We start from the raw sequence: 18381 nt of genomic DNA on the forward strand, positions 1-18381 counted from the left end.
GTGTGGGCAATCGTCCCGCTGGGGCGATGGGGGTCCCCCCTGCTCGAGCGAAGCCGAGAGCTTGGGGGAGGGTGGGCACACGGGACGGCGCCCTCTAGCGGCGCCTCCGCGTTACGCGCCCTGGCCCGCACCACGTTGCGCTCCGTCACTCGCGGTGCGGGTTCAGGCGCGGGAGCCTCTGGCGCCGGCAGGGCGCGGGTCCGTTGTGCCCACCCGTTCCGCCCCTTACGGAACGCCTGCCCACAACGGGGGTGGGCGGGGGGGCGCCGCCCCGGCGGAACGCCTGCCCACAACGGGGGTGGGCGGGGTGCCGTCCCGGTGGGACCAGCGCTCACAACGGCGGGGAGTTACCGCGTCGCGGGGGCGTGCCAGTCGGGGGACAGGATCGACCAGATCTCCTCGTCGTGTCGCTTGCCCCGGTAGTGGTAGCTCTCGCGGAGGACCGCGTCCCTCGTCATCCCCAGCCGCCGCGCCACCGCGATGCTCGGTTCGTTGTCCGAGGAGACCACCCACTCCACCCGGTGGATGCCCCGCACCGAGATCGCCCAGTCGATCAGCGCCCGCGCCGCCCGTGTCACCAGGCCCTTGCCGACGCCCGCCGGCTCAAGCCAGCAGCCGGCCTCGGCCGTGCCGTCCGTCAGGTCGAACTTCCGGAGGATCACCGCGCCGACGAGCGCGCCCCCGGACCAGATGCCGTGGATGCGTCCGGTGTCGGCCGCCGCCCTCTCCGCGTACGCCCGGAGGAAGGCCCGGCTCGACTCCAGGTCCGTGACGACGTCCGGGAGTCCGTTCCGCGCGCCGATGAACTCCCGTCCCCGGTCCATGTGCGCGAGGAACTCCTCCGCCTGCCACGGTTCGAGCGGGCGCAGCTCCGCGCCGTCGTCACCCAGGGACATCGCGTACATCGGCATCGCCTTCCTCCATCGTCACGGCACTACGGGATCAGGACGATCTTCCCCCGTACGTGGCCCGACTCGCTCAGCTCCTGCGCCCGCGCCGCCTCCTTCAGCGGCAGGGTCTCCGCCAGGCGGACCGTGAGCGCGCCCTCCGCCGCGAGGCGGGCCTGGGCCGTGAGCCCCGCCCGTACCGCCTCCGGCTCCCCGGTGACGCCCGAGAAGACGATGCCGTGCTCCTCCGCGTCCGTCGCCGCGATCGTCACGATCCGCTCCTTCGCCGCGTCGCCGCCTCCGAGCAGCTCGATCGCGACCGGCAGGACCCCGTGCCCGGCCGCGTCGAAGACCGCGTCGACGCCCTCCGGGGCGGCGGCGCGGACCCGGTCGGCCAGTCCGTCCCCGTACGCGACGGGGATCGCGCCGAGTTCGCGCAGGTAGGCGTGGTTGGACTCGGAGGCGCTGCCGATCACCGTGATCCCGGCATCGACCGCGAGCTGGACGGCGACCGAGCCGACGACGCCCGCCGCGCCGTGCAGCAACAGCGTCTCGCCCTCCCGGACCCGGAGCAGGTCCAGGACCCGCTGGGCGGTCTCGCCGGCCACCGGGAGGCTCGCGGCGGCTTCCCAGGACAGCCCGGCGGGCTTGGGGGCGACGGTGCCGGCGATGGCGTACTCGGCGTAGGCGCCGGTCTGCGTCCAGCCGAGGACCTCGTCGCCGACGGCCAGGCCGGTGACGCCCTCCCCGAGCGCGTCGACGGTGCCGGCGAACTCCAGGCCCGGGACGGCGGGGAAGGTGGTCGGGTAGAACGCCTCGACCCAGCCGTAACGCCGCTTCCAGTCCACCGGGTTGACCCCGACCGCCGCGACCTTCACCCGGACCTCGCCGGGGCCGGGCTCCGGCTTCGCGACGCCGCTCTCGTGGCGCAGCACCTCGGGGCCGCCGAACTCCTCGTACACGATCGCTTCCATCTCAGCCTCCGCTGCTGCCCGTTCGCTCTTCGATGCCCCCAGCCTGCGCCCCGTGCCCCCTTCCTCCCGCCCTCCCAACGGCCAGTCCCACCTGGCCGAAAGACGGGCCGTCACCTGGTCTGCCCTGACTAGGCTGAGCCGCATGGACGCGCTCACGCTGACCACCGCGTACGAGATCATCCGGCAGCCGCTCGGGGAGATCCTCCCCCAGGTCTCCGCCGCCCTCGCCCCCCTGGTCCCGCACGTGGACGCGGCCGAACTCTCCACCCACTGCGCCCACTCCCCCTTCAAGACCCTCGGCGGTACGGAGCTGATGACCGCCGCCGAACTGACCCCGCTGCTCGCGGCCGGCGTCCCCGGCGAACCCTGGCAGGGCCGCGCGACGATCGGCGGCCGGGAGCGCGAGGTCGTCGCCGTCACCAGCCACGCGACCCGCCGCGGGGCGGTCCTCGTGCTCGTACGGGAGGACGGCGCCGCCCCGGCCGACGCGGCCGCGCTCACCGTGGCGCAGGCGCTGTGGGACCTGGTCGCCGCCCACTTCGACCGGTTCGCGACGGAGGCGGTGCCGGGCGCGCTGGCCCGTTCGCGGGCGGCGGCGGACACACGCGCCCGCGTGATCGCCGAACTCACCGGCGCGCACGCGGCGGCCCTCTCCGGCGTCCTCGGGGTGCTGCGCAGCCGGGCCCTCGACGACACGACGGCCCGGACCACCGCCACCGACCTGGCCGCGTCCGCGCTGATCGAGATGCGGGCCGAGCAGCGGCGGGACCGGGCGCTCGCGGAGGAGCCCGCGGAGGACGCCTTCGAGCGGCTCGCGGGCGAACTGCGGCCGATGCTCCGGCACAGCAAGGTGCGCCTCGACCTCGGCGCGCCCGACTCGACGCGCTCGCTCGCGGCCGACGTTGCGCACAGTGCGCGGGCCATCGTCCGCTCGTTGCTCCTCATCGTCCTGGAGCAGGACTCCGTCGACCGGGTCCACGTCGGCTGGCAGCTGACCGAACACGAACTGCGGGCCTCGGTGCGCGACGACGGGGCGGGCGCGCTCGCCCCCTGCGACCTGGGCGCCGGCACGATCCGCGACCGGCTCGACGTGCTCGGCGGGCGGCTCGACATGGACGCCGTCCCGGGCTGGGGCACGACGATCACGGCCGTCATCCCCCTGGCCACCCCGGAGGCCCCGGTCGAGGCCGCCCACCCGCTGACCGGGCTCGGCGAACGGGAGGTGGAGGTCCTGCGGCACCTGGCGCTCGGGCACCGGAACCGGCGGATCGCGGAGGAGCTGCACATCAGCGAGTCGACGGTGAAGTTCCACGTCGCGAACATCCTGAACAAACTGGGCGTCGACTCCCGCGGCGAGGCCGCGGCCCTCTTCCACGCGGCCGCGTAGGAGTCGCGTGCTGTGCCGCTCGGGAACCACGTGACGCACCGCTCCGGGGTCACGGGAGGCGCCGCGCAGGGAGTCACGTGAGGTGCCGCGCAGGGAGTCGCTCAGGAGTCGCCCGATGTCGTGACCCGGCGCTGTCAGTGCCGAATGTCAGACTCGCGCACATGAGCGAGAGGTGGGCCCTGGCGGCCGAGGCGGAGGGGGACGGTGCGCAGCTCGTGCCCCTCGGGCCGGACGGACGGCCCGCCGGGCCCGTGCGGCGCGAGCCGGACCTCGTGGCGGCCGTGCGGGCGCGGCCCGAGGTGGCCCGCTGGGTGTGGCGGTCCACGGCCGAGGTCTATCCGCGCCTCCTCGCCGGCGGCGTCCGCGTCGAGCGCTGCTACGACATCGAGGACGCCGAGCAGCTCCTCCTCGGGCACGAGGGCCGGCTCGGCGAGCCGCGCAGCGCCGCCGCCGCCTGGGCGCGCCTGCGGAACGCCCCCGTGCCGCCGGACCCGCCGCAGCGCGCCGCCGAGCCCGGTTCCCAGGACTCGCTCTTCGAGCCCCGCCCCACCGTCTCCGTGCCCTTCGAGGGGCTCCTCGCGGTCTACGCGGAGCAGCTGCGCCGCCACGACCGGGCCGAGCACCCCGGCCGGATGCGGCTGCTCACCGCCGCCGAGTCGGCCGGGATGCTGGTGGCCGCCGAGATGCACCGGGCCGGGCTGCCGTGGCGGGCGGACGTGCACCGGGAGCTGCTGAACGAGCTGCTCGGCGAGCGGTACGCGGGCGGCGGCGAGCCCCGCCGGCTCGCGGAGCTCGCGGACGAGGTGTCGGCGGCGTTCGGCCGCCGGGTCCGGCCGGATCTGCCCGCGGACGTGGTGAAGGCCTTCGCGCAGGCCGGGATCCGGATCAGGTCCACGCGCCGCTGGGAGCTCGCCGAGATCGACCACCCGGCCGTGGAGCCGCTCATCGCGTACAAGAAGCTCTACCGGATCTGGACGGCCCACGGCTGGTCCTGGCTGGCCGACTGGGTGCGCGACGGCCGCTTCCGGCCCGAGTACCTGCCCGGCGGCACCGTCAGCGGGCGCTGGACGACCAACGGCGGCGGCGCCCTGCAGATCCCGAAGGTGATCCGGCGGGCGGTGGTCGCCGACGAGGGCTGGCGGCTCGTGGTCGCCGACGCCGACCAGATGGAACCGCGCGTGCTCGCGGCGATCTCCCGCGACCCGGGCCTGATGGAGGTCGCGGGGCACCCCGACGACCTCTACACCCGGCTGTCCGACCGCGCCTTCTCCGGCGACCGCGACCACGCCAAGCTCGCGCTGCTCGGCGCGATCTACGGGCAGACCAGCGGCGACGGCCTGAAGAACCTCGCGGCGCTGCGCCGCCGCTTCCCGCGCGCGGTGGCCTATGTCGACGAGGCGGCGAAGGCGGGCGAAGAGGGCCGGCTCGTACGGACCTGGCTGGGCCGGACCAGCCCGCGGGCGGTCGGCTCGGGCGAGGACGAGGAGGCGGGCCTGCCGCAGGAGAGCGGCGAACCGGAGCCGGAGAGCGGTGAGTTCGTCCCCGGGTACGCCTCGGGGAACGCCCGGGCCCGCGGCCGGTTCACCCGTAACTTCGTCGTCCAGGGCAGCGCCGCCGACTGGGCGCTCCTGATGCTGGCGGCGCTGCGCCGCTCCCTCTCGGGGATGCGGGCGGAGCTGGTCTTCTTCCAGCACGACGAGGTGATCGTGCACTGCCCCGCGGAGGAGGCGGCGGCGGTGACGGAGGCGATCCGGGCGGCCGGGGACGAGGCCGGGCGGATCGCGTTCGGGGAGACCCCGGTCCGTTTCCCGTTCACGACGGCGACGGTCGAGCGGTACGCCGACGCGAAATAGGCCTTGCGGTACGGGCCCCCTCCCGTACCGCAAGGCCGCTCCCGGCTACTTCACCGGCAGCGTCCTCCACCTCAGGCTCAGCGCGAGCGTCTTCAGCTGCTCCATGGTCAGCGCGGGCTCGGCGCGCGTGGCGGCCTCGTGCTGCGCGCCCGAGTTGAAGGCGGAGACGACGACCCGGAAGCCCTGCGGGGTCAGGGTGTCGACGCTCCACCAGACGACCCCGGCGCCGCCCTTCTCGCCGGCCCGCTGGGTGGACCTGACCTTGGTGCCGTCGGGCAGGGTGACGACGTCGTCGCCGGTGAAGAGGTCGGCGACAGCCTTCCCGGCCTTGGGCTGGACGTCGACGCCGACCATGCTCGCGCCCTTGCCGTCGTCGACGACGACGTAGCCGTGGCCGTCCCCGCCGCCGTGGGACTTCACGGTGAGGCCCTGGGGCAGAAGGGAGCGCAGGGTGGCCTGGACGGCGGCGGCGCTCGGCACGGCGGGCAGCTGCGCCTCGCCCGTGGCGGGCTTCGTCGGGAGCTCGGGCAGCTGGGCGATCAGCGGCCGCCACGCCTCGGCCGTGACGAGCGCCTTGAGCTGGGCGGCGGTGAAGGGCGGGTTCTCGCGGCTGATCGGGGCACCCTTCTCGGCGGCGGCGTTGTACTCGCTCGCGTCGATGACGATCCCCTCCTTGGTGAGCAGGACCGCCCGCCAGTTCTTGGTCTCCTCGCGCTTGTCGGGGTACTCGTACCCCTCGATGACCATGACCCGGTCGCCGCCCGGCAGCCGCCCGGCGGCGCACCTGTCGTAGGGGACGAGGGCCTTGTCGGGGCAGGTGACCTGATCCGTCCCGGCCTCGGCGCTCCGGCCGGCGCGGAAGAGGCTGACGCCGACGGCCGCCTTGCCGTGGCCGTCGTCGTAGATGCCGTGGGCGGACTGGCCCACGCCGTCGAGGTCGTCGAACTGCCACTGGCCGGCCGGGGTGTTGGCCTTGAGGACGGCGGCGATGTCCTTCACCGGGATCGTCGCCTCGCCGGGCGGCACCTTGCCGGGTTGGGCTGCGCCGTTGCCCTGCCGGGGCTGCGGGGGCGCCGCGACGGAGGTCTTCGTCGCGTCTCCCGCGGGGCCGAGGAGCGAGCCGCCGTACACGCCGCCGATGCCGACGGCGGCGAGGGCGAGGACGCCGCCGCCCACCGCGAGGCGGCGGCGCACCAGGCGGCGCCGGCCGCGCCGGAGGCCGCCGTCGATCAGCTCGCGCCGGCCTTCGGCGGCGAAGCCGTCACCGGTGCTGCGCAGGACCGCGCCGAGCTCCTCCTCGAAGCGCCGGTTTTCTTCGTTCTGGGGCATGCCGGGATCACCGTCTCAGGTCGGTAGGGAAAGTACGTGGTCAGCGGGTGGCGAACGCGGCGACGCTGCCGCCGAGTCGTTCCCGCAGCTTCGCCAGCGCCCGCACCGAGCGGGTGCGTACGGCGGCGGAGCTGACGTGCAGGGCTTCGGCGGTCTCCTCGATGCTGCGGTCCTCCCAGTACCGCAGGACGACGACCGCCCGGTCCTTCGGCGCGAGGCCGGCGAGCGCGTCGAGCAGCGCGATCCGCAGGGCCGGGTCCTCGCCGTGCTCGGGGGCGCGGTCGGGCAGCTCGCCGAGGGGGCGCTCCGTGGCGGAGCGGCGCCGCTGGTGGCTGAGGAAGGTGCGTACGAGCACGGTCTGGGCGTACGCGGCGGGGTTCCCGATCCGGGCCATGCGGCTCCAGTGGGCGTACATCCGGCCGAGGGTCTCCTGGGTGAGGTCCTCGGCGAGATGGGTGTCGCCGCTGGTCAGCAGGCATGCCGAGCGGAACAGGTGCCCTGTTCGTGCCGAGGCGAACTCCAGGAACTCGTCCGCGCGGGACTTTCTCATGCCCCTCCTTTGCCTCGCGGTCACGTGGTGTGGTCGGCGTACACCTCATTGACGCGACGGGGCCGCGGAAATGTTTCAGACGGATCCGCGGGAATTCGAGAGGATGCCCGCTCGACGTATCCGAAGAAGCGGAATCGGGTAATCCTGTTGGTATGAACACTCTCAGCGCAGCAGAGAACCTGGCCGCTGGGGTTTGGCAGTCAGGTCTTGCCCAGGTCGTCGGCGGGCTCGTCGTCGTCTTCGTACTCATCGGCGCCGTCTGGCTGGGCTTCCGGCTCAGCGACCGCGAGTCCAAGAAGCCCGATCCGGAGGAACAGCCGCACCGGCCCGACACCGGCGCGCTGCCCGGCGAGATGGAGGAATACCGCAAGCCGTCCGAGATGCCGCAGACCGACGGCGAGCACCGGCTCATGCCCTACCAGCTCAAGAATGCCGGAGAGGCCTCGACCGATCCGCCGTCCGAGGAGAAGCGCAAGTGGGGCGGCATCTCCAGTGGCGGTTTCGGCAGCGGAGGCACGGGCCACGGCGACTGACTGCTGACGCCTGACCCCGGCCCCCGGCCCCCGGCCCCCGGAACCAGAAAGCCCAGCCGCACCCGGCTGGGCTTGGTCCGGCTCCGACTCCGGCTCCGACTCCGACTCCGACTCCGGTTCCGGCTCCGACCCCGACTCCGACCCCGGTTCCGACTCCGACTCCGACTCCGACTCCGGTTCCGGCTCCGGTTCCGGCTCCGGCTCCGGCTACACCTGGGTGGCGGCAGCCGCCGCGTCGCCGCCCGGGATCCGGCCGGCACGCGCCGCGATGTGCGCCGGCGGGGCGAAGTCCGCCGGGAGGATCGGGTCGGTGACCGGCTCGCCGAAGGTCGTCACCACCGGGAGCACCCCCGCCCACAGGCCCAGCGCCGCGTCTTCGGACTCGCCGTCGTCCGGCGGCCCGTCGGCGGTCTTCACCGAGGCCTCGGTCAGGTCGAGCGCCAGGAGCGCGGTCGCGGCCAGCTCCTTGCGGCTCGGCTGCCGCGCGTAGTCCCACTGGCCCGGGGAGCTCTGCTCGGTGAGGGCCCGCAGGCCGCGGAGCTTCTCCTCCGGGTCGGTGACGATCTCGGGGACGCCGTAGACCATCGCGCAGCGGTAGTTGACCCCGTGCTCGAAGACGGAGCGGGCGAGGACGAGGCCGTCGACGTGCGTGACCGTGACGCAGACGGTGGTGTCGGGGGCCTGGACCAGGCTGCGGCTGGCGACCGAGCCGTGCAGATAGAGCCGGTCGCCGTCCACGCCGTACGCGGTGGGCACCACCATCGTCGTGCCGTCGACGGTGACGCCGAGGTGGCAGAGGAAGCCGGCGGCGAGGACGGCGTCCAGGTCGGCGCGCAGGTGGCTGCCCTTGTGGCGCATCCGGCGAAGCCGGGTCCGCTCCGTGACGGCCAGCTCGTCGCCGAGCTCTGTGGTGGTGCTGCTCATGAGGACCTCTCGTTCCGTGCGGGTGTACGTGTTGTACGGGGGATCAGCCCGTCACCGCCACCGACTTCCGCCTGTCGGAACGGCGGTCGCCGTGACGGCTCGCCACCAGGGAGTCGCAGATCTCGCCGGCCCGGACGGCGGCCATCGACAGCAGGTTGGCCGTGATGCCGTGCGAGTGCTCGGTGCCGCCCATGAGGTAGATCCCCGCCGCCACCTCGGGCGCGGTCTCCACCCGGTAGTCGCGGCGGACCCGCAGCCGGCCGTCCTCGTCGCGGGCGCAGGCGGCGTCGAGCTCGCCGAGCAGCCGGCCCGGGTCGGGCTCGGAGTAGCCGGTGGCGTAGACGACGGCGTCGGCCTCCATCGTCTCCGTCTCGCCGGTGGCCAGGTTCCGCACCTGGACGCGGACGCCGTCGGGGCCCTCCTGGACCTCGGTGAGCCGGGTGACGCCGAGGATCCGCAGCCGCTGCTTGCCGCGGACCTTCTCCTGGTACGAGCGCCGGTAGAGCTCCTCGATGAGGTCCATGTCGACGACGCCGTAGTTGGTGTTGCGGTGGTAGTCCATGAGCGTGCGGCGGACGGACGGCTCGGCGCCGTGGTAGAGGTCGACGGCCTCCGGGTCGAAGATCCGGTTCGCGTACGGGCTGTCGTCGGCCGGGCTGTAGCCGTACCGGGTGTGGACGGCGACGACCTCGGCCCCCTCGTACGTCCGGTGGAGGTGGTCGGCGATCTCGGCGGCGCTCTGCCCGGCCCCGGCGACGACGAACCGGCGCGGGTTCCCGGTGGGCAGGGCGGCGAGGCGGTGGAGGAACTCGCTGCTGTGCCAGAGGCGTTCGGAGGAGGTGACGCCCTCGGGGAGCCGGGGCACGAGGCCGGTGCCGATGACGAGGTTCCGTGCCCGGTACGTGGCGGCCTCGGCCTCGCCGACGGCGGCGACGTCGACCTCGACGACCGGTCCCGGCGCGCCCGCTGTTCCCGCCGGGCGGATGGCGGTGACCTCCAGGCCGTAACGGACCATGTGGTCCACGCCGTTGGCGGCCCACTGGAGGTAGTCGTGGAACTCCTCACGGGTCGGGAACAGCATCTTGTGGTTGATGAAGTCGACCAGCCGGCCCCGGTCGTGCAGGTACGGCACGAAGCCGAAGCGGCTGCGCGGATTGCGCATCGTCGCCAGGTCCTTGAGGAACGAGACCTGCATGGTGGCGTCCGGCAGGAGCATCCCCCGGTGCCAGCCGAAGTTCGGCTGCTTCTCCAGGAAGACGGCCGTGAGCCGCTCGTCGGGCGCGGCCTGCTCGTTGTACTCCTCGATGGCGATCGCGAGGGCGAGGTTGGCGGGCCCGAAGCCGACACCGACGATGTCGTAGACGGGAGTGGTCTCGTTCACGGTCTCGTTCACGGTCTCGTTCATGGCGAAGTGCCTTTCGGTGGAGGGGTTCAGTGGTTCCGGGCGCCGGTGAGGGCGGCGCAGCCGGCGGCGAGGAGCAGGGCGAGCAGCAGCCCCGTACCGGCGAAGGAGAGGAAGACGGCCGCGATCAGCAGGGTCACGACGGCGGTCGTGCGCAGGGCGCGGCCGGTGCCGCGGGCCCGCAGGGCGGCCGCGGCGGCGGCCACGTACAGGAGCAGGAAGGCGCTGCTGGTGACGACGAGCACCAGTTCCTCACCGGTGCCGGTGAGGGTCAGGGTGCCGAGGACCGCCGCGTACGCGAGGGCGAGGGCGAGGGTCGCCGGAACCGGGCGGTCGGCCAGGGCGCGCGGCAGGATCCGCTCACGGGCGGCGGCCCGGACGACCCGGGTGGCGCCGAGGACCCAGGCGTTGGTGGCGACCACCGCGAGTCCCAGGGCGAGGAGATCGCCCACGAGGGCACCGGCGTCGCCGAGCGAGGCGCCGAGGAGGGCGGTGATGACGACGGGCTCGTCGCCGGGGACGGCCAGGTAGGCGGCCGTCACCGCCGCGTAGAGCAGCCCGACGATCGGCACCGCCCAGCGGATGGCCCGCCGGTAGCTGCGGGCCGGGTCGTCGACCTGCTCGGCGAGGGTGGAGACGTTCTCCCAGCCGAGGAAGGAGAAGAAGGCGGTGACGACGGCGATGCCGACGCCGCCCCAGCCGTGCGTGAGGAAGGGGGTGTACTCCCCCGCGTCGAAGCGCGGGACCGCGAGCACCACGGCCCCGCCGAGGCCGAGCAGCAGCACGACCAGGGCCGCGGCCTGCACCCGGGCGCCGGCCGTGAGGCCGAGCAGGGTGAACGCGGCGGACAGCGCCATGAAACCGATCGCGATCGGGTACACCGGGCCGTCCGGCTGTCCGAGCAGCCCCAGCAGACAGCGGGCGGACACGATGCCCATCACCGGGTTCCCGATGACGTACGTGGCGACGAGCAGCAGCGCCGCCGCGCGGCCCGGGCGGCGGCCGAACCCGGCCTCCACCATCGCGGCGAGCCCGGAGGCGTCGGGACGCCAGGCCGACATCTCCGCGAAGAAGCGGGCGAAGGGGTACGAGCTGAGCGCGAGCGCCAGCCACGCGAGCAGCGCGGCGGGCCCGGCCTGCCGCTCGGTCAGCCCCGGCACCAGCAGGATGCCGGTCCCGACGAGACTGCTGACGTAGAACACGACGAGCGCGCGGACGCCGAGGGCGGTGGGGGCGGGGGCGGCGTCGGGCCGCTGCAGCAGATCGGTCATGGTGTCACCTCCAGTGACGAGTTGTGGGCGGTGCCCGCCCGTTGTGGGCATGCGTTCCGCCGGGGCGATGGGGGTCCCCCCTGCTCGAGCGAAGCCGAGAGCTTGGGGGAGGGTGGGCACATCGGAACGGCGCCCTTGCCGGCGCCAGAGGCTCCCGCGCCCTGACCCGCACCACGGTGTGTGCCGCCGCTGGGGTGCGGGTCCAGGCGCGGAAGGCGGAGGCGCGGCCAGGCGCGCCGTCCCGTGTGCCCACCCGTCCCGCCCTGCGGGACGATTGCCCACACGGGCGGTTGGGCGGGGGCACCGCACGGGCGGGGGCGCGGGCCGCACGGGCGCGGGCGCGGGCCCGCACGGGCGCGGGCGCGGCCCGCACGGACGCGGGCGCGGCCCGCACGGACGCGGGCGCGGGCCCGCACGGGTCCAGGCGCCTCAGCCGCCCCCCAGCACGTCCAGCGCCTCCGCCGCCGCCAGTTCCGCCGCCGCCGGTGCCGTCTTGAAGCCCGCGCCCGACCACCCCGTCGCGAGGACGATCCGGCTGTCGGCCCGTTCGCGGCCGAGGTGCGGCCGGGACCCGGGGGCGTAGAGGTCGACGCCCTGGCGGCCACCGAGGAAGCGGGTCGCGGGGTCGGCGAGCCAGGGCCACCGCGCGGCCGCCCCCTGGCGGATGTACGCCACGTGCTCGTCGGTCAGCGTGGCGAGCCCGCCCGGGGGTACGTCCCACTCGTCGACCGGCCGCCCCGCCATGTAGCCCCCCGCCGCCTCCCCGGTGAGCTGCGGCCGCCCCCACACACCGCTCACCATGTCGACGACGGTCGGCAGACCGGCCGTGGCGGGGTGGTGGAAGAAGCCGTACCGGATGGACTTGGTCCGTCCGGCGTCCGCGCCGCTCAGCCGGTGCCCGGCGATCTCCCCGGTGCCGCCGCCGGCGGCGAGGACGACCGCGAAGGCCTCGACGGGCCCTCCCGGTTCGAGGAGGACGCGGACCCGGTCGGCCCCGGGCGGGGCGTCGAGTTCCCGGACCCGGGCGGGCAGCAGCCGGGCCCCGTGGGCGAGGGCGCGGTCGCGGTAGACCCGTGCGGTGCGGGGCGGGTCGGCGTAACCGGCCTCGGGTTCCCACACGGCGGCGGTGATGCCGTCGACGGAGAGCCCGGGGAACCGGGCGCCGAGCACGCCCGGATCCAGCAACTCGGCCGGTACTCCGGCCCCGTTGAGCTCGGCGACGCCCTTCTCGGCCTGTTCCAGGTCGGCGTCGCCGCAGAGGACGAGCGACCCGGTCGTCATGAACCCGTACGGTCCCGGGGCGAGCGCGGCGGGCCCCCAGGCGAGGTGGTGGCTGCGGAGGGCGAGCCCCCGCAGGTACGGGTCGGCCTCGAAGGACCGGACGAGTCCTCCGGACCAGGCGGTGGCGTGGTCCTGGCTCCCGTCCATGGGCGCGACGAGCGCGACCCGCGCGCCGTGCCGGGCGAGTACGGACGCGGTGGCCGAGCCGACGACCCCGGCGCCGACGACGATGACGTCGTAGGCCCGCCCGTGCCGTCCGGCGGTACGAGTACGCGTACGGGTACCGGGCTCGACGGCGTCCGGCACCGGCTGGACCGGCCGCACCGACTGCACCGACGGCACCGACTGCACCGGCTGGACCGGCACGAAGTCCCAGCCCACGCTCCCGGCCTCGGGTTCGCCGAGCGCGGTGAACCCCCGGTCGGCGTGGGCCCGCACGGCGGCGAGGAGGGTGCGTCCGGTGCGCCCGGGGTCCTCGGAGAGCGCGGCGGTGGCGGCCGCGAAGGCCGCGTCCACGTGCGCTTCGGGCCCGCCGCGCATCCGGGCCACGGAGGCGGAGCCGGCCTGCGAGCCGAGCAGTTCGGCGAACTCGTCCACCGCGCAGTCGTCGGTGAACCAGAACGCCCCCTCGAACCCGGCCGCCCGCCACTCCCGGCCCACCCGTGCGGCGCCGACGTGGGTCCCGCAGACGACGAGCGCGGTCAGCGCGGTGACGTCCCGTTCTCCCGGCCCGTCGAGGACGTCGAGCAGCGGAGCTTCGGCCAGGACGGCCGGCACGGGCACGGCGCCCGTCGCGGGCCCTCGACCGTCGGAGACCACGGCCCCCGACGGGACGGCGACGGACCCCACGGGTGCGGCGGCCGAGGCCTCCCGTACGAGCAGCGCCAGCCGCTCCCCGTACGCGCTGCCGTCGTGCGTCACGGCTACCCGGGTCCGGCCCGCCTCCCGTACGGCCGCGAGCAGGTCCACCGCCTGGGCCCGGTCGTCCGGGCACCAGCGCAGCATCGTGCCGGCGCTGTCGGCGAGCAGGTCCGGCGTGGTGGCCAGCGGGAGGAGGACGGGGAGTCCGGCCGCCCGGTAGACGGGGAGGGCCGCCGCCGCGCCGGCGCTGTTGAAGTGCCCGACGACCAGCGCGTGCCGGCCCTCGGCGACGACCGCCTCGGCGATCTTCCGGGCCGTCCCGGCCTCGCCCCGGTCGTCGTACAGCTCCCAGTTCACGGCCGTCCCGTACCGCTCGGCGGCCCGCTCCAGGTGCTCGCCCCAGGCGGCCCTGGGCCCCGAGAAGGGCCCGACGACGGCACCCCGCGGCAGGACCTCGGGCGCCTCAGGCACTGAAGACCGCCCCGGGCCAGGCCGCCACCGGCGTCCCCGGGGCGAGCGGCGCGAGCGCCTCCGCGTCGACCCGGCGCGGTTCCGGCGCGAGGCCGAGGAGCGCGGCGAGCCGGGCGGAACCGTACGGCAGGGCGGGCGCGGCCCAGGCGGACAGGGCGGCGGCGACGGCGAGCTGGGCGGAGAGCGCCGAGCGGTAGGCCGAGGCGCCGTCCGGCCGCTCGCCCTCGAAGCCGTTCACGTACCCGAAGTCCTCGGCCAGGCCGACCACTTCGTCGAGCAGGGCGATCGCGCGCCGCGCGTCGTACCCCTCGACGCCGTACGCCTCCCGCAGCTGTCCGACGGTCTCGGTGAGCCGGGCGCGGAGCCGCTCCCAGGCGGGGCCCTGCGGGGTCTCGGCGAGAGCGGCGCCGCCGGTCTCGGCGACGGCGGTGAGGAGCCGGCCCAGCCAGCCGTCCCAGCGCTCGGCGAGCCGTTCCCGGCTGATCGCGAGGGCGCCCGAACTGAAGCTGGTCTGGCGGCCGTTGGGGCGGTCGGAGAGGACGTGGTAGCGCAGGACGTCGGCGCCGGTCCGGGCGAGTTCCTCGTGCGCCCAGATGGCGTGGCGGCGGCTGGTGGAGAACTTGAGCCCTTCGAGCCGGTAGAACTCGTTGACGACGAAGGCCCGGGGCAGCGCGATCTCGGGGTCGTACGCCCGGAAGGCGGCGGGGAACAGCAGGGCGTGGAAGTAGCCGTTGTCGAAGCCGAAGAACTGGACGGGCGCGGGGGCGGGTCCGGTCTCGCCGGCGCCGGTCCACTCCAGGAGGTAGCCGGGGGCCATCTCGAACCAGACGTAGATCCGCTGGTCGGTGAAGCCGGCGACGGGCACCGGCACGCCCCACTCGGAGGGGTGGCTGACGGCGATCTCGGGGAGCCCGTCGGCGCGCATCCGCTCGCAGAGGGAGCGCAGGTGCGGCGGCATGTCGACCCGGTCCCAGAAGGCGGTGAGTTCCCGCTCCCAGGGGGCGAGGGGGAAGTAGAGCCGCTCGCAGTCGCGGAGTTCGGGGGTGGCGCCGCAGCCGGTGCAGACGGGGTCGGTCAGGTCGGCGCAGTCGTTGGGGCGGCCGCAGGGCTCGCAGGCGTTGCCGTTGGAGCCGGAGCCGCAGTGCGGGCAGTCGCCCTTGAGGTAGGCCTCGTACAGCCAGCGCTCGCAGCCGGTGCAGTACGGCAGCGGTCGCGTCCGGGCGACGATGTGCCCGGCCTCGTACAGGCGGCCGAAGAAGTCCTGGACGGCCGCCTGGTAGCCGACGTCCCGGCGCGGGCGGACGATCGCGTCGAAGTCGGCGCCGGCCTGGCGCCACACGGATTCGATGGAGGCGCCGTAGCCGTCGGCGACCTCGTCGCCCTTGCGGCCGCCGTCGTTGAGACCGCGGACGGGGACGTAGCTCTGGTGGTCGTCGAGGCCGGTGGTGTAGCGGACGGAACCGGTGCCCTCGGCGGCGAGGAAGCGGCGCAGGACGTCGCCGGCGAGGTAGGGCCCGGCGAGGTGGCCGATGTGGAGGTCGCCGTTGGGGGTGGGCGGGGTGGCGGTGATCCAGTGGGCGGTGGTGTCGCTCATGCCGCGACCTCCTCGTTCTCGGTCTCGGTGGCGGTCTCGTTCTCGGTACGGATGGCGGGCTCGCGCAGCGGCCAGTAGAGGGAGACCCAGCTCAGCTCGGTGTCGCCGGTGTTGTGGACGACGTGCTCCTGGTTCTTGGGCAGCACGACGATGTCGCCCGCGCGGAACGGCGGCTCCAGCGTCCCGTCGAGGGTCACGCTGCCGGTCCCGGACAGGACGATCATGACCTCGTCCTGGTTGTGGCAGTCGGGGTCGGAGTCCCCGCCGGGCTTGAGGAAGCAGGCCATCGCGCCGACGGGCGGCTCGGCGTCCCCGCCCGGCCACGGGATGAGCCGCTGGCAGGCGAGCCCGAACTCCTCGGTGGCGGCACTGCGGTCGATACGGAATCGGCGATCGGCCATGGGGGCGGCTCCGGGGGTCGGCTGCGGGGGGAGGTCGCGGTACGGAGTGGGGGCGAGGGCCGGTTCTCCCGGCGGCAGGATGGGCGAGGTGAAGGGCATACGGGTCTCCTGGGGCGGTGGGCGCGGTCGAGGCGGCCCCGGGCGCGACGGGACCTGACGGGCGTTCGGGGTGCGGGCTACCGGGGGCCGAGGCCGGTCACCGACGTGACCGGGATGCGGGCGAGGCCGGCCATGACCTGGCGGGGGCCCGCCCCCCATCCGTACCGCCGCTTGAGCGGCGCGACATGGGTGGCGATGAGCGCGAGGAGCGGCGCGAGGTCGGAGGGTGCGGCGCCGAGGAGGGCGAGCAGCTGCTCGGTGCGGGTCAGGCCGGCGCCCGGGCCGATCCCGTGCACGGCGGCGTCCTGCCAGGTGGCGCCGGCGCTCCCCGCGACGACGGTGTTGTGCAGGGCGAAGCCCTGGTTGTCGTGGGCGTGGATGCCGACGGGGGCGGACACGGCGGCGCGGGTGGACTGGACGAGTTCGATGACGCGCTCGGGGCGGAGCGAGCCGAGGGAGTCGACGAGGAAGACGGCGTCGAGCGGGCCGAGTGCCGCGCTCTCGCCGAGGCAGCGGTCGAGTTCCGGGTAGGAGGCGAGGTCGATGTGGGTGAGGAACAGGCAGACGCCGAAGCCGGCGTCGCGCAGGCGGTGCAGCGGTGCGGCGGCTCGGGCCACCCGGTCGTACCGGACGGCGAGGCGGACCAGGCCGACGGGTACCTGCCCGGTGGCCAGGGTGTCGGCGATCCGCCCGGCGGAGGCCGTGGCGGCGGCGTCCGTGGCGGGCAGGTGCGCGGTGTCGAGGAGGACGGAGAAGCGGGGGCCGTAGCGCTCGGGTAGCGGGACCGGCAGCAGCGCGCCGCGCGGGGCGGAGCGGTCGGCGGGGTCGTGGACGCTGCCCAGCTCGATGACGTCGATGCCGAGCCGCGCGCAGACCGCGAGGTACTCGGCGGCCAGCGCGGGGGGTACGGATCCGCCGGTGAGCCGTCCGCCGGTGCGCAGGGTGCAGTCGAGCAGGGTCATCGGGGTCACCCCCAGCCGGTGTCGTTCGTGCCCGTGCCGGCCGCCGGGGCGCCCCAGCCGGTGTCGTACGTGCCGGTGAGGACGGCCGCACCCCAGCCGGTGTCGTCGGTGCCGGTGGCGATCCGGTCGGTGGTGACGGTGGCGAGGCCGGCGAGGCCGACGACGAGGGTGGTGAGGAGGGTGCTGCGGATCCGCCGCTTCATGTCGTGTGCTCTCTTTCCGCTTCCGCGAGGAGTAAGTCGTGGGTTTCCGTGGGGATTGCGAGCTTCGCGGGCTGTGCGAGCTTGGTGCGCTTCGACCTTGTGGGCGGTGATACGAACGTAGCGAGGGCTGCATGGCTATGGGGCCGACCGCATGGCTCATTAGGCTGCATGGCAGCAAGAGGACGCCGTCACAAAACGGGGGAAAAGGTGGCGATACGAGACACAGAGCAGGCCCAGAGCGACACCGAGGGACCGGAGGCCACCGCCCTGGCCGCGATCGCGGCGGCGGCCCCGCCGGTCCCCGCGCCACCCCCGGAGGCCGCCGGGCACCCCGGGGACTCCGGCTCCGCCGACGACCCGCTGACCCGCGTCTACACGACCCTCCTGGCCCGGGACCCGGCCCACCCGCCCGCGCTCCCCGCCGACCTCGCGGTGGAACTGGACCTGCCGCTCGCCCGGGTGGAGTCGGCCGTCTCGGCCCTCCTCGACATGGGCCTGCTGCGCCGGACCCCGGAGCGGGCCGTGCTCCCGGTGGCGCCGGACGAGGCCGTCCAGCGCACCCTGGGCCCGCTGGAACGGGAGATGCGCGCCCGCCGCCAGCACATGGAGCGCACCCGCGAGCAGCTGATGGCCTTCATGCCGCTGTACGAGTCCCACCTGCTCCGGCTGACGCACCTGCGGCAGGCGGAGTACGTGGAGCTGCTCACCGACCTGCGGGCCGTGCGGGAGGCCATCACCGAACTGGGCCGGACCTGCGAGCGCGAGGTCATGACGGCGCAGCCGGGCGGCGGGCGGCGCGCCGAGGTCCTGGAGGAGGCGGTGGCCCGCGACGAGGAACTGCTGCGCCGCGGGGTCCGGATGCGCGTCCTCTACCAGCACACGGCGCGATTCTCCTCGGGGACGTGCGCCTATGTGGAGCGCGTCGGCCGGCTCGGCGCCCAGGTCCGCACCCTGGACGACGAGTTCCCGCGGATGCTGGTCTTCGACCGGGCGACGGCGGTCATCCCGGTCCCGGACGACCCGCACGCGGCGGTCCTGATCCGCGAGCCGCACGTGGTCGCGTTCATGGTGGGCGCGTACGAGCGGCTGTGGCTGGAGGCCCTGCCGTTCGAGACGGAGTGGGACCGGCAGACCATCATGGACATCTCCGACGAGCTGAAGCAGACCATCGTGCGTCTGCTCACCGAGGGCCTGACGGACGCGGCGATCGCCCGCCGCCTGGGCCTGTCGGTCCGCAGCTGCCGGCGCCACGTCGCCGATGTGATGACCGCGCTCGGCGCCGAGAGCCGTTTCCAGGCGGGCTACCTGCTGGCGCAGCAGGACCGCGAGCAGCCGAGCCCCTGACGGGCCGCGAGGTCACCCGTACGGGGTGAAGAGCGCCCGTGGTCATCTCCCGGAC

At 74.8% G+C, this 18381-nt stretch carries 16 protein-coding genes; 4 read left to right on the forward strand and 12 right to left on the reverse strand.

What is annotated here, in order from left to right; translation table 11 throughout:
* Positions 1–347: 347 nt before the first annotated feature.
* A complete protein-coding gene (locus ACF07V_RS32615; protein WP_392159458.1) occupies positions 348–905 on the reverse strand; it encodes a GNAT family N-acetyltransferase in 558 nt (185 codons plus the stop codon).
* Between the two features lie 29 nt (positions 906–934).
* The gene (locus ACF07V_RS32620; RefSeq protein WP_392159298.1) at positions 935–1861 is read right to left on the reverse strand and encodes an NADP-dependent oxidoreductase; all 927 of its coding nucleotides are present in this window, start codon (positions 1859–1861) and stop codon (positions 935–937) included.
* A gap of 142 nt (positions 1862–2003) precedes the next feature.
* Here ACF07V_RS32620 and ACF07V_RS32625 point away from each other — a divergent pair, with 142 nt between their 5' ends.
* The gene (locus ACF07V_RS32625; RefSeq protein WP_392159299.1) at positions 2004–3248 is read left to right on the forward strand and encodes a LuxR C-terminal-related transcriptional regulator; all 1245 of its coding nucleotides are present in this window, start codon (positions 2004–2006) and stop codon (positions 3246–3248) included.
* A gap of 161 nt (positions 3249–3409) precedes the next feature.
* The gene (locus tag ACF07V_RS32630) at positions 3410–5101 is read left to right on the forward strand and encodes a bifunctional 3'-5' exonuclease/DNA polymerase (protein WP_392159300.1); all 1692 of its coding nucleotides are present in this window, start codon (positions 3410–3412) and stop codon (positions 5099–5101) included.
* Between the two features lie 45 nt (positions 5102–5146).
* Here the strand turns inward: ACF07V_RS32630 and ACF07V_RS32635 are convergent, their stop codons facing one another.
* Together ACF07V_RS32635 and ACF07V_RS32640 are read right to left on the reverse strand one after the other, a co-directional pair.
* Positions 5147–6430, reverse strand: a complete 1284-nt coding sequence (locus ACF07V_RS32635) for a hypothetical protein (protein ID WP_392159301.1) — start codon at positions 6428–6430, stop codon at positions 5147–5149.
* Positions 6431–6470: 40 nt separating this feature from the next.
* Entirely contained in the window at positions 6471–6980 is a 510-nt protein-coding gene (locus ACF07V_RS32640; RefSeq protein WP_392159302.1) for a SigE family RNA polymerase sigma factor, read from the reverse strand.
* 152 nt (positions 6981–7132) lie between these two features.
* On the opposite strand from ACF07V_RS32640, the gene ACF07V_RS32645 reads away from it, so the two are divergent.
* Entirely contained in the window at positions 7133–7513 is a 381-nt protein-coding gene (locus ACF07V_RS32645) for a DUF6479 family protein (RefSeq protein ID WP_392159303.1), read from the forward strand.
* A gap of 207 nt (positions 7514–7720) precedes the next feature.
* Here the strand turns inward: ACF07V_RS32645 and ACF07V_RS32650 are convergent, their stop codons facing one another.
* From ACF07V_RS32650 to ACF07V_RS32685, 8 genes are all read right to left on the reverse strand, one after another.
* Entirely contained in the window at positions 7721–8437 is a 717-nt protein-coding gene (locus ACF07V_RS32650) for a pyridoxamine 5'-phosphate oxidase family protein (protein ID WP_392159304.1), read from the reverse strand.
* A gap of 43 nt (positions 8438–8480) precedes the next feature.
* Positions 8481–9842, reverse strand: coding sequence for a lysine N(6)-hydroxylase/L-ornithine N(5)-oxygenase family protein (locus ACF07V_RS32655; protein ID WP_392159305.1), 1362 nt, complete (start codon positions 9840–9842; stop codon positions 8481–8483).
* A 26-nt stretch (positions 9843–9868) separates the two neighbouring features.
* Positions 9869–11110, reverse strand: coding sequence for an APC family permease (locus tag ACF07V_RS32660; protein WP_392159306.1), 1242 nt, complete (start codon positions 11108–11110; stop codon positions 9869–9871).
* A gap of 429 nt (positions 11111–11539) precedes the next feature.
* Positions 11540–13723 (reverse strand): FAD-dependent oxidoreductase, encoded by a 2184-nt coding sequence (locus tag ACF07V_RS32665; RefSeq protein ID WP_392159307.1) that lies wholly within the window; start codon positions 13721–13723, stop codon positions 11540–11542.
* Entirely contained in the window at positions 13716–15317 is a 1602-nt protein-coding gene (locus ACF07V_RS32670; RefSeq protein ID WP_392159308.1) for a class I tRNA ligase family protein, read from the reverse strand. Before ACF07V_RS32670 ends, ACF07V_RS32665 begins: the two co-directional genes overlap by 8 nt.
* Positions 15314–15817 (reverse strand): cupin domain-containing protein, encoded by a 504-nt coding sequence (locus ACF07V_RS32675; protein ID WP_392159309.1) that lies wholly within the window; start codon positions 15815–15817, stop codon positions 15314–15316. The genes ACF07V_RS32670 and ACF07V_RS32675 overlap by 4 nt, the downstream gene beginning before the upstream one ends.
* Before the next feature lie 77 nt (positions 15818–15894).
* Positions 15895–16779 (reverse strand): hypothetical protein, encoded by an 885-nt coding sequence (locus ACF07V_RS32680; protein ID WP_392159310.1) that lies wholly within the window; start codon positions 16777–16779, stop codon positions 15895–15897.
* Positions 16780–16784: 5 nt separating this feature from the next.
* Positions 16785–16982 carry a hypothetical protein gene (locus tag ACF07V_RS32685; protein WP_392159311.1) on the reverse strand — a complete coding sequence of 66 codons (198 nt, stop codon included), beginning with the start codon at positions 16980–16982 and terminating at the stop codon, positions 16785–16787.
* 207 nt (positions 16983–17189) lie between these two features.
* On the opposite strand from ACF07V_RS32685, the gene ACF07V_RS32690 reads away from it, so the two are divergent.
* Positions 17190–18326 (forward strand): LuxR C-terminal-related transcriptional regulator, encoded by a 1137-nt coding sequence (locus ACF07V_RS32690; protein ID WP_392159312.1) that lies wholly within the window; start codon positions 17190–17192, stop codon positions 18324–18326.
* Positions 18327–18381: the final 55 nt, after the last annotated feature.

It is taken from the genome of Streptomyces sp. NPDC015661 (assembly GCF_043077765.1).
Lineage (GTDB): Bacteria > Actinomycetota > Actinomycetes > Streptomycetales > Streptomycetaceae > Streptomyces.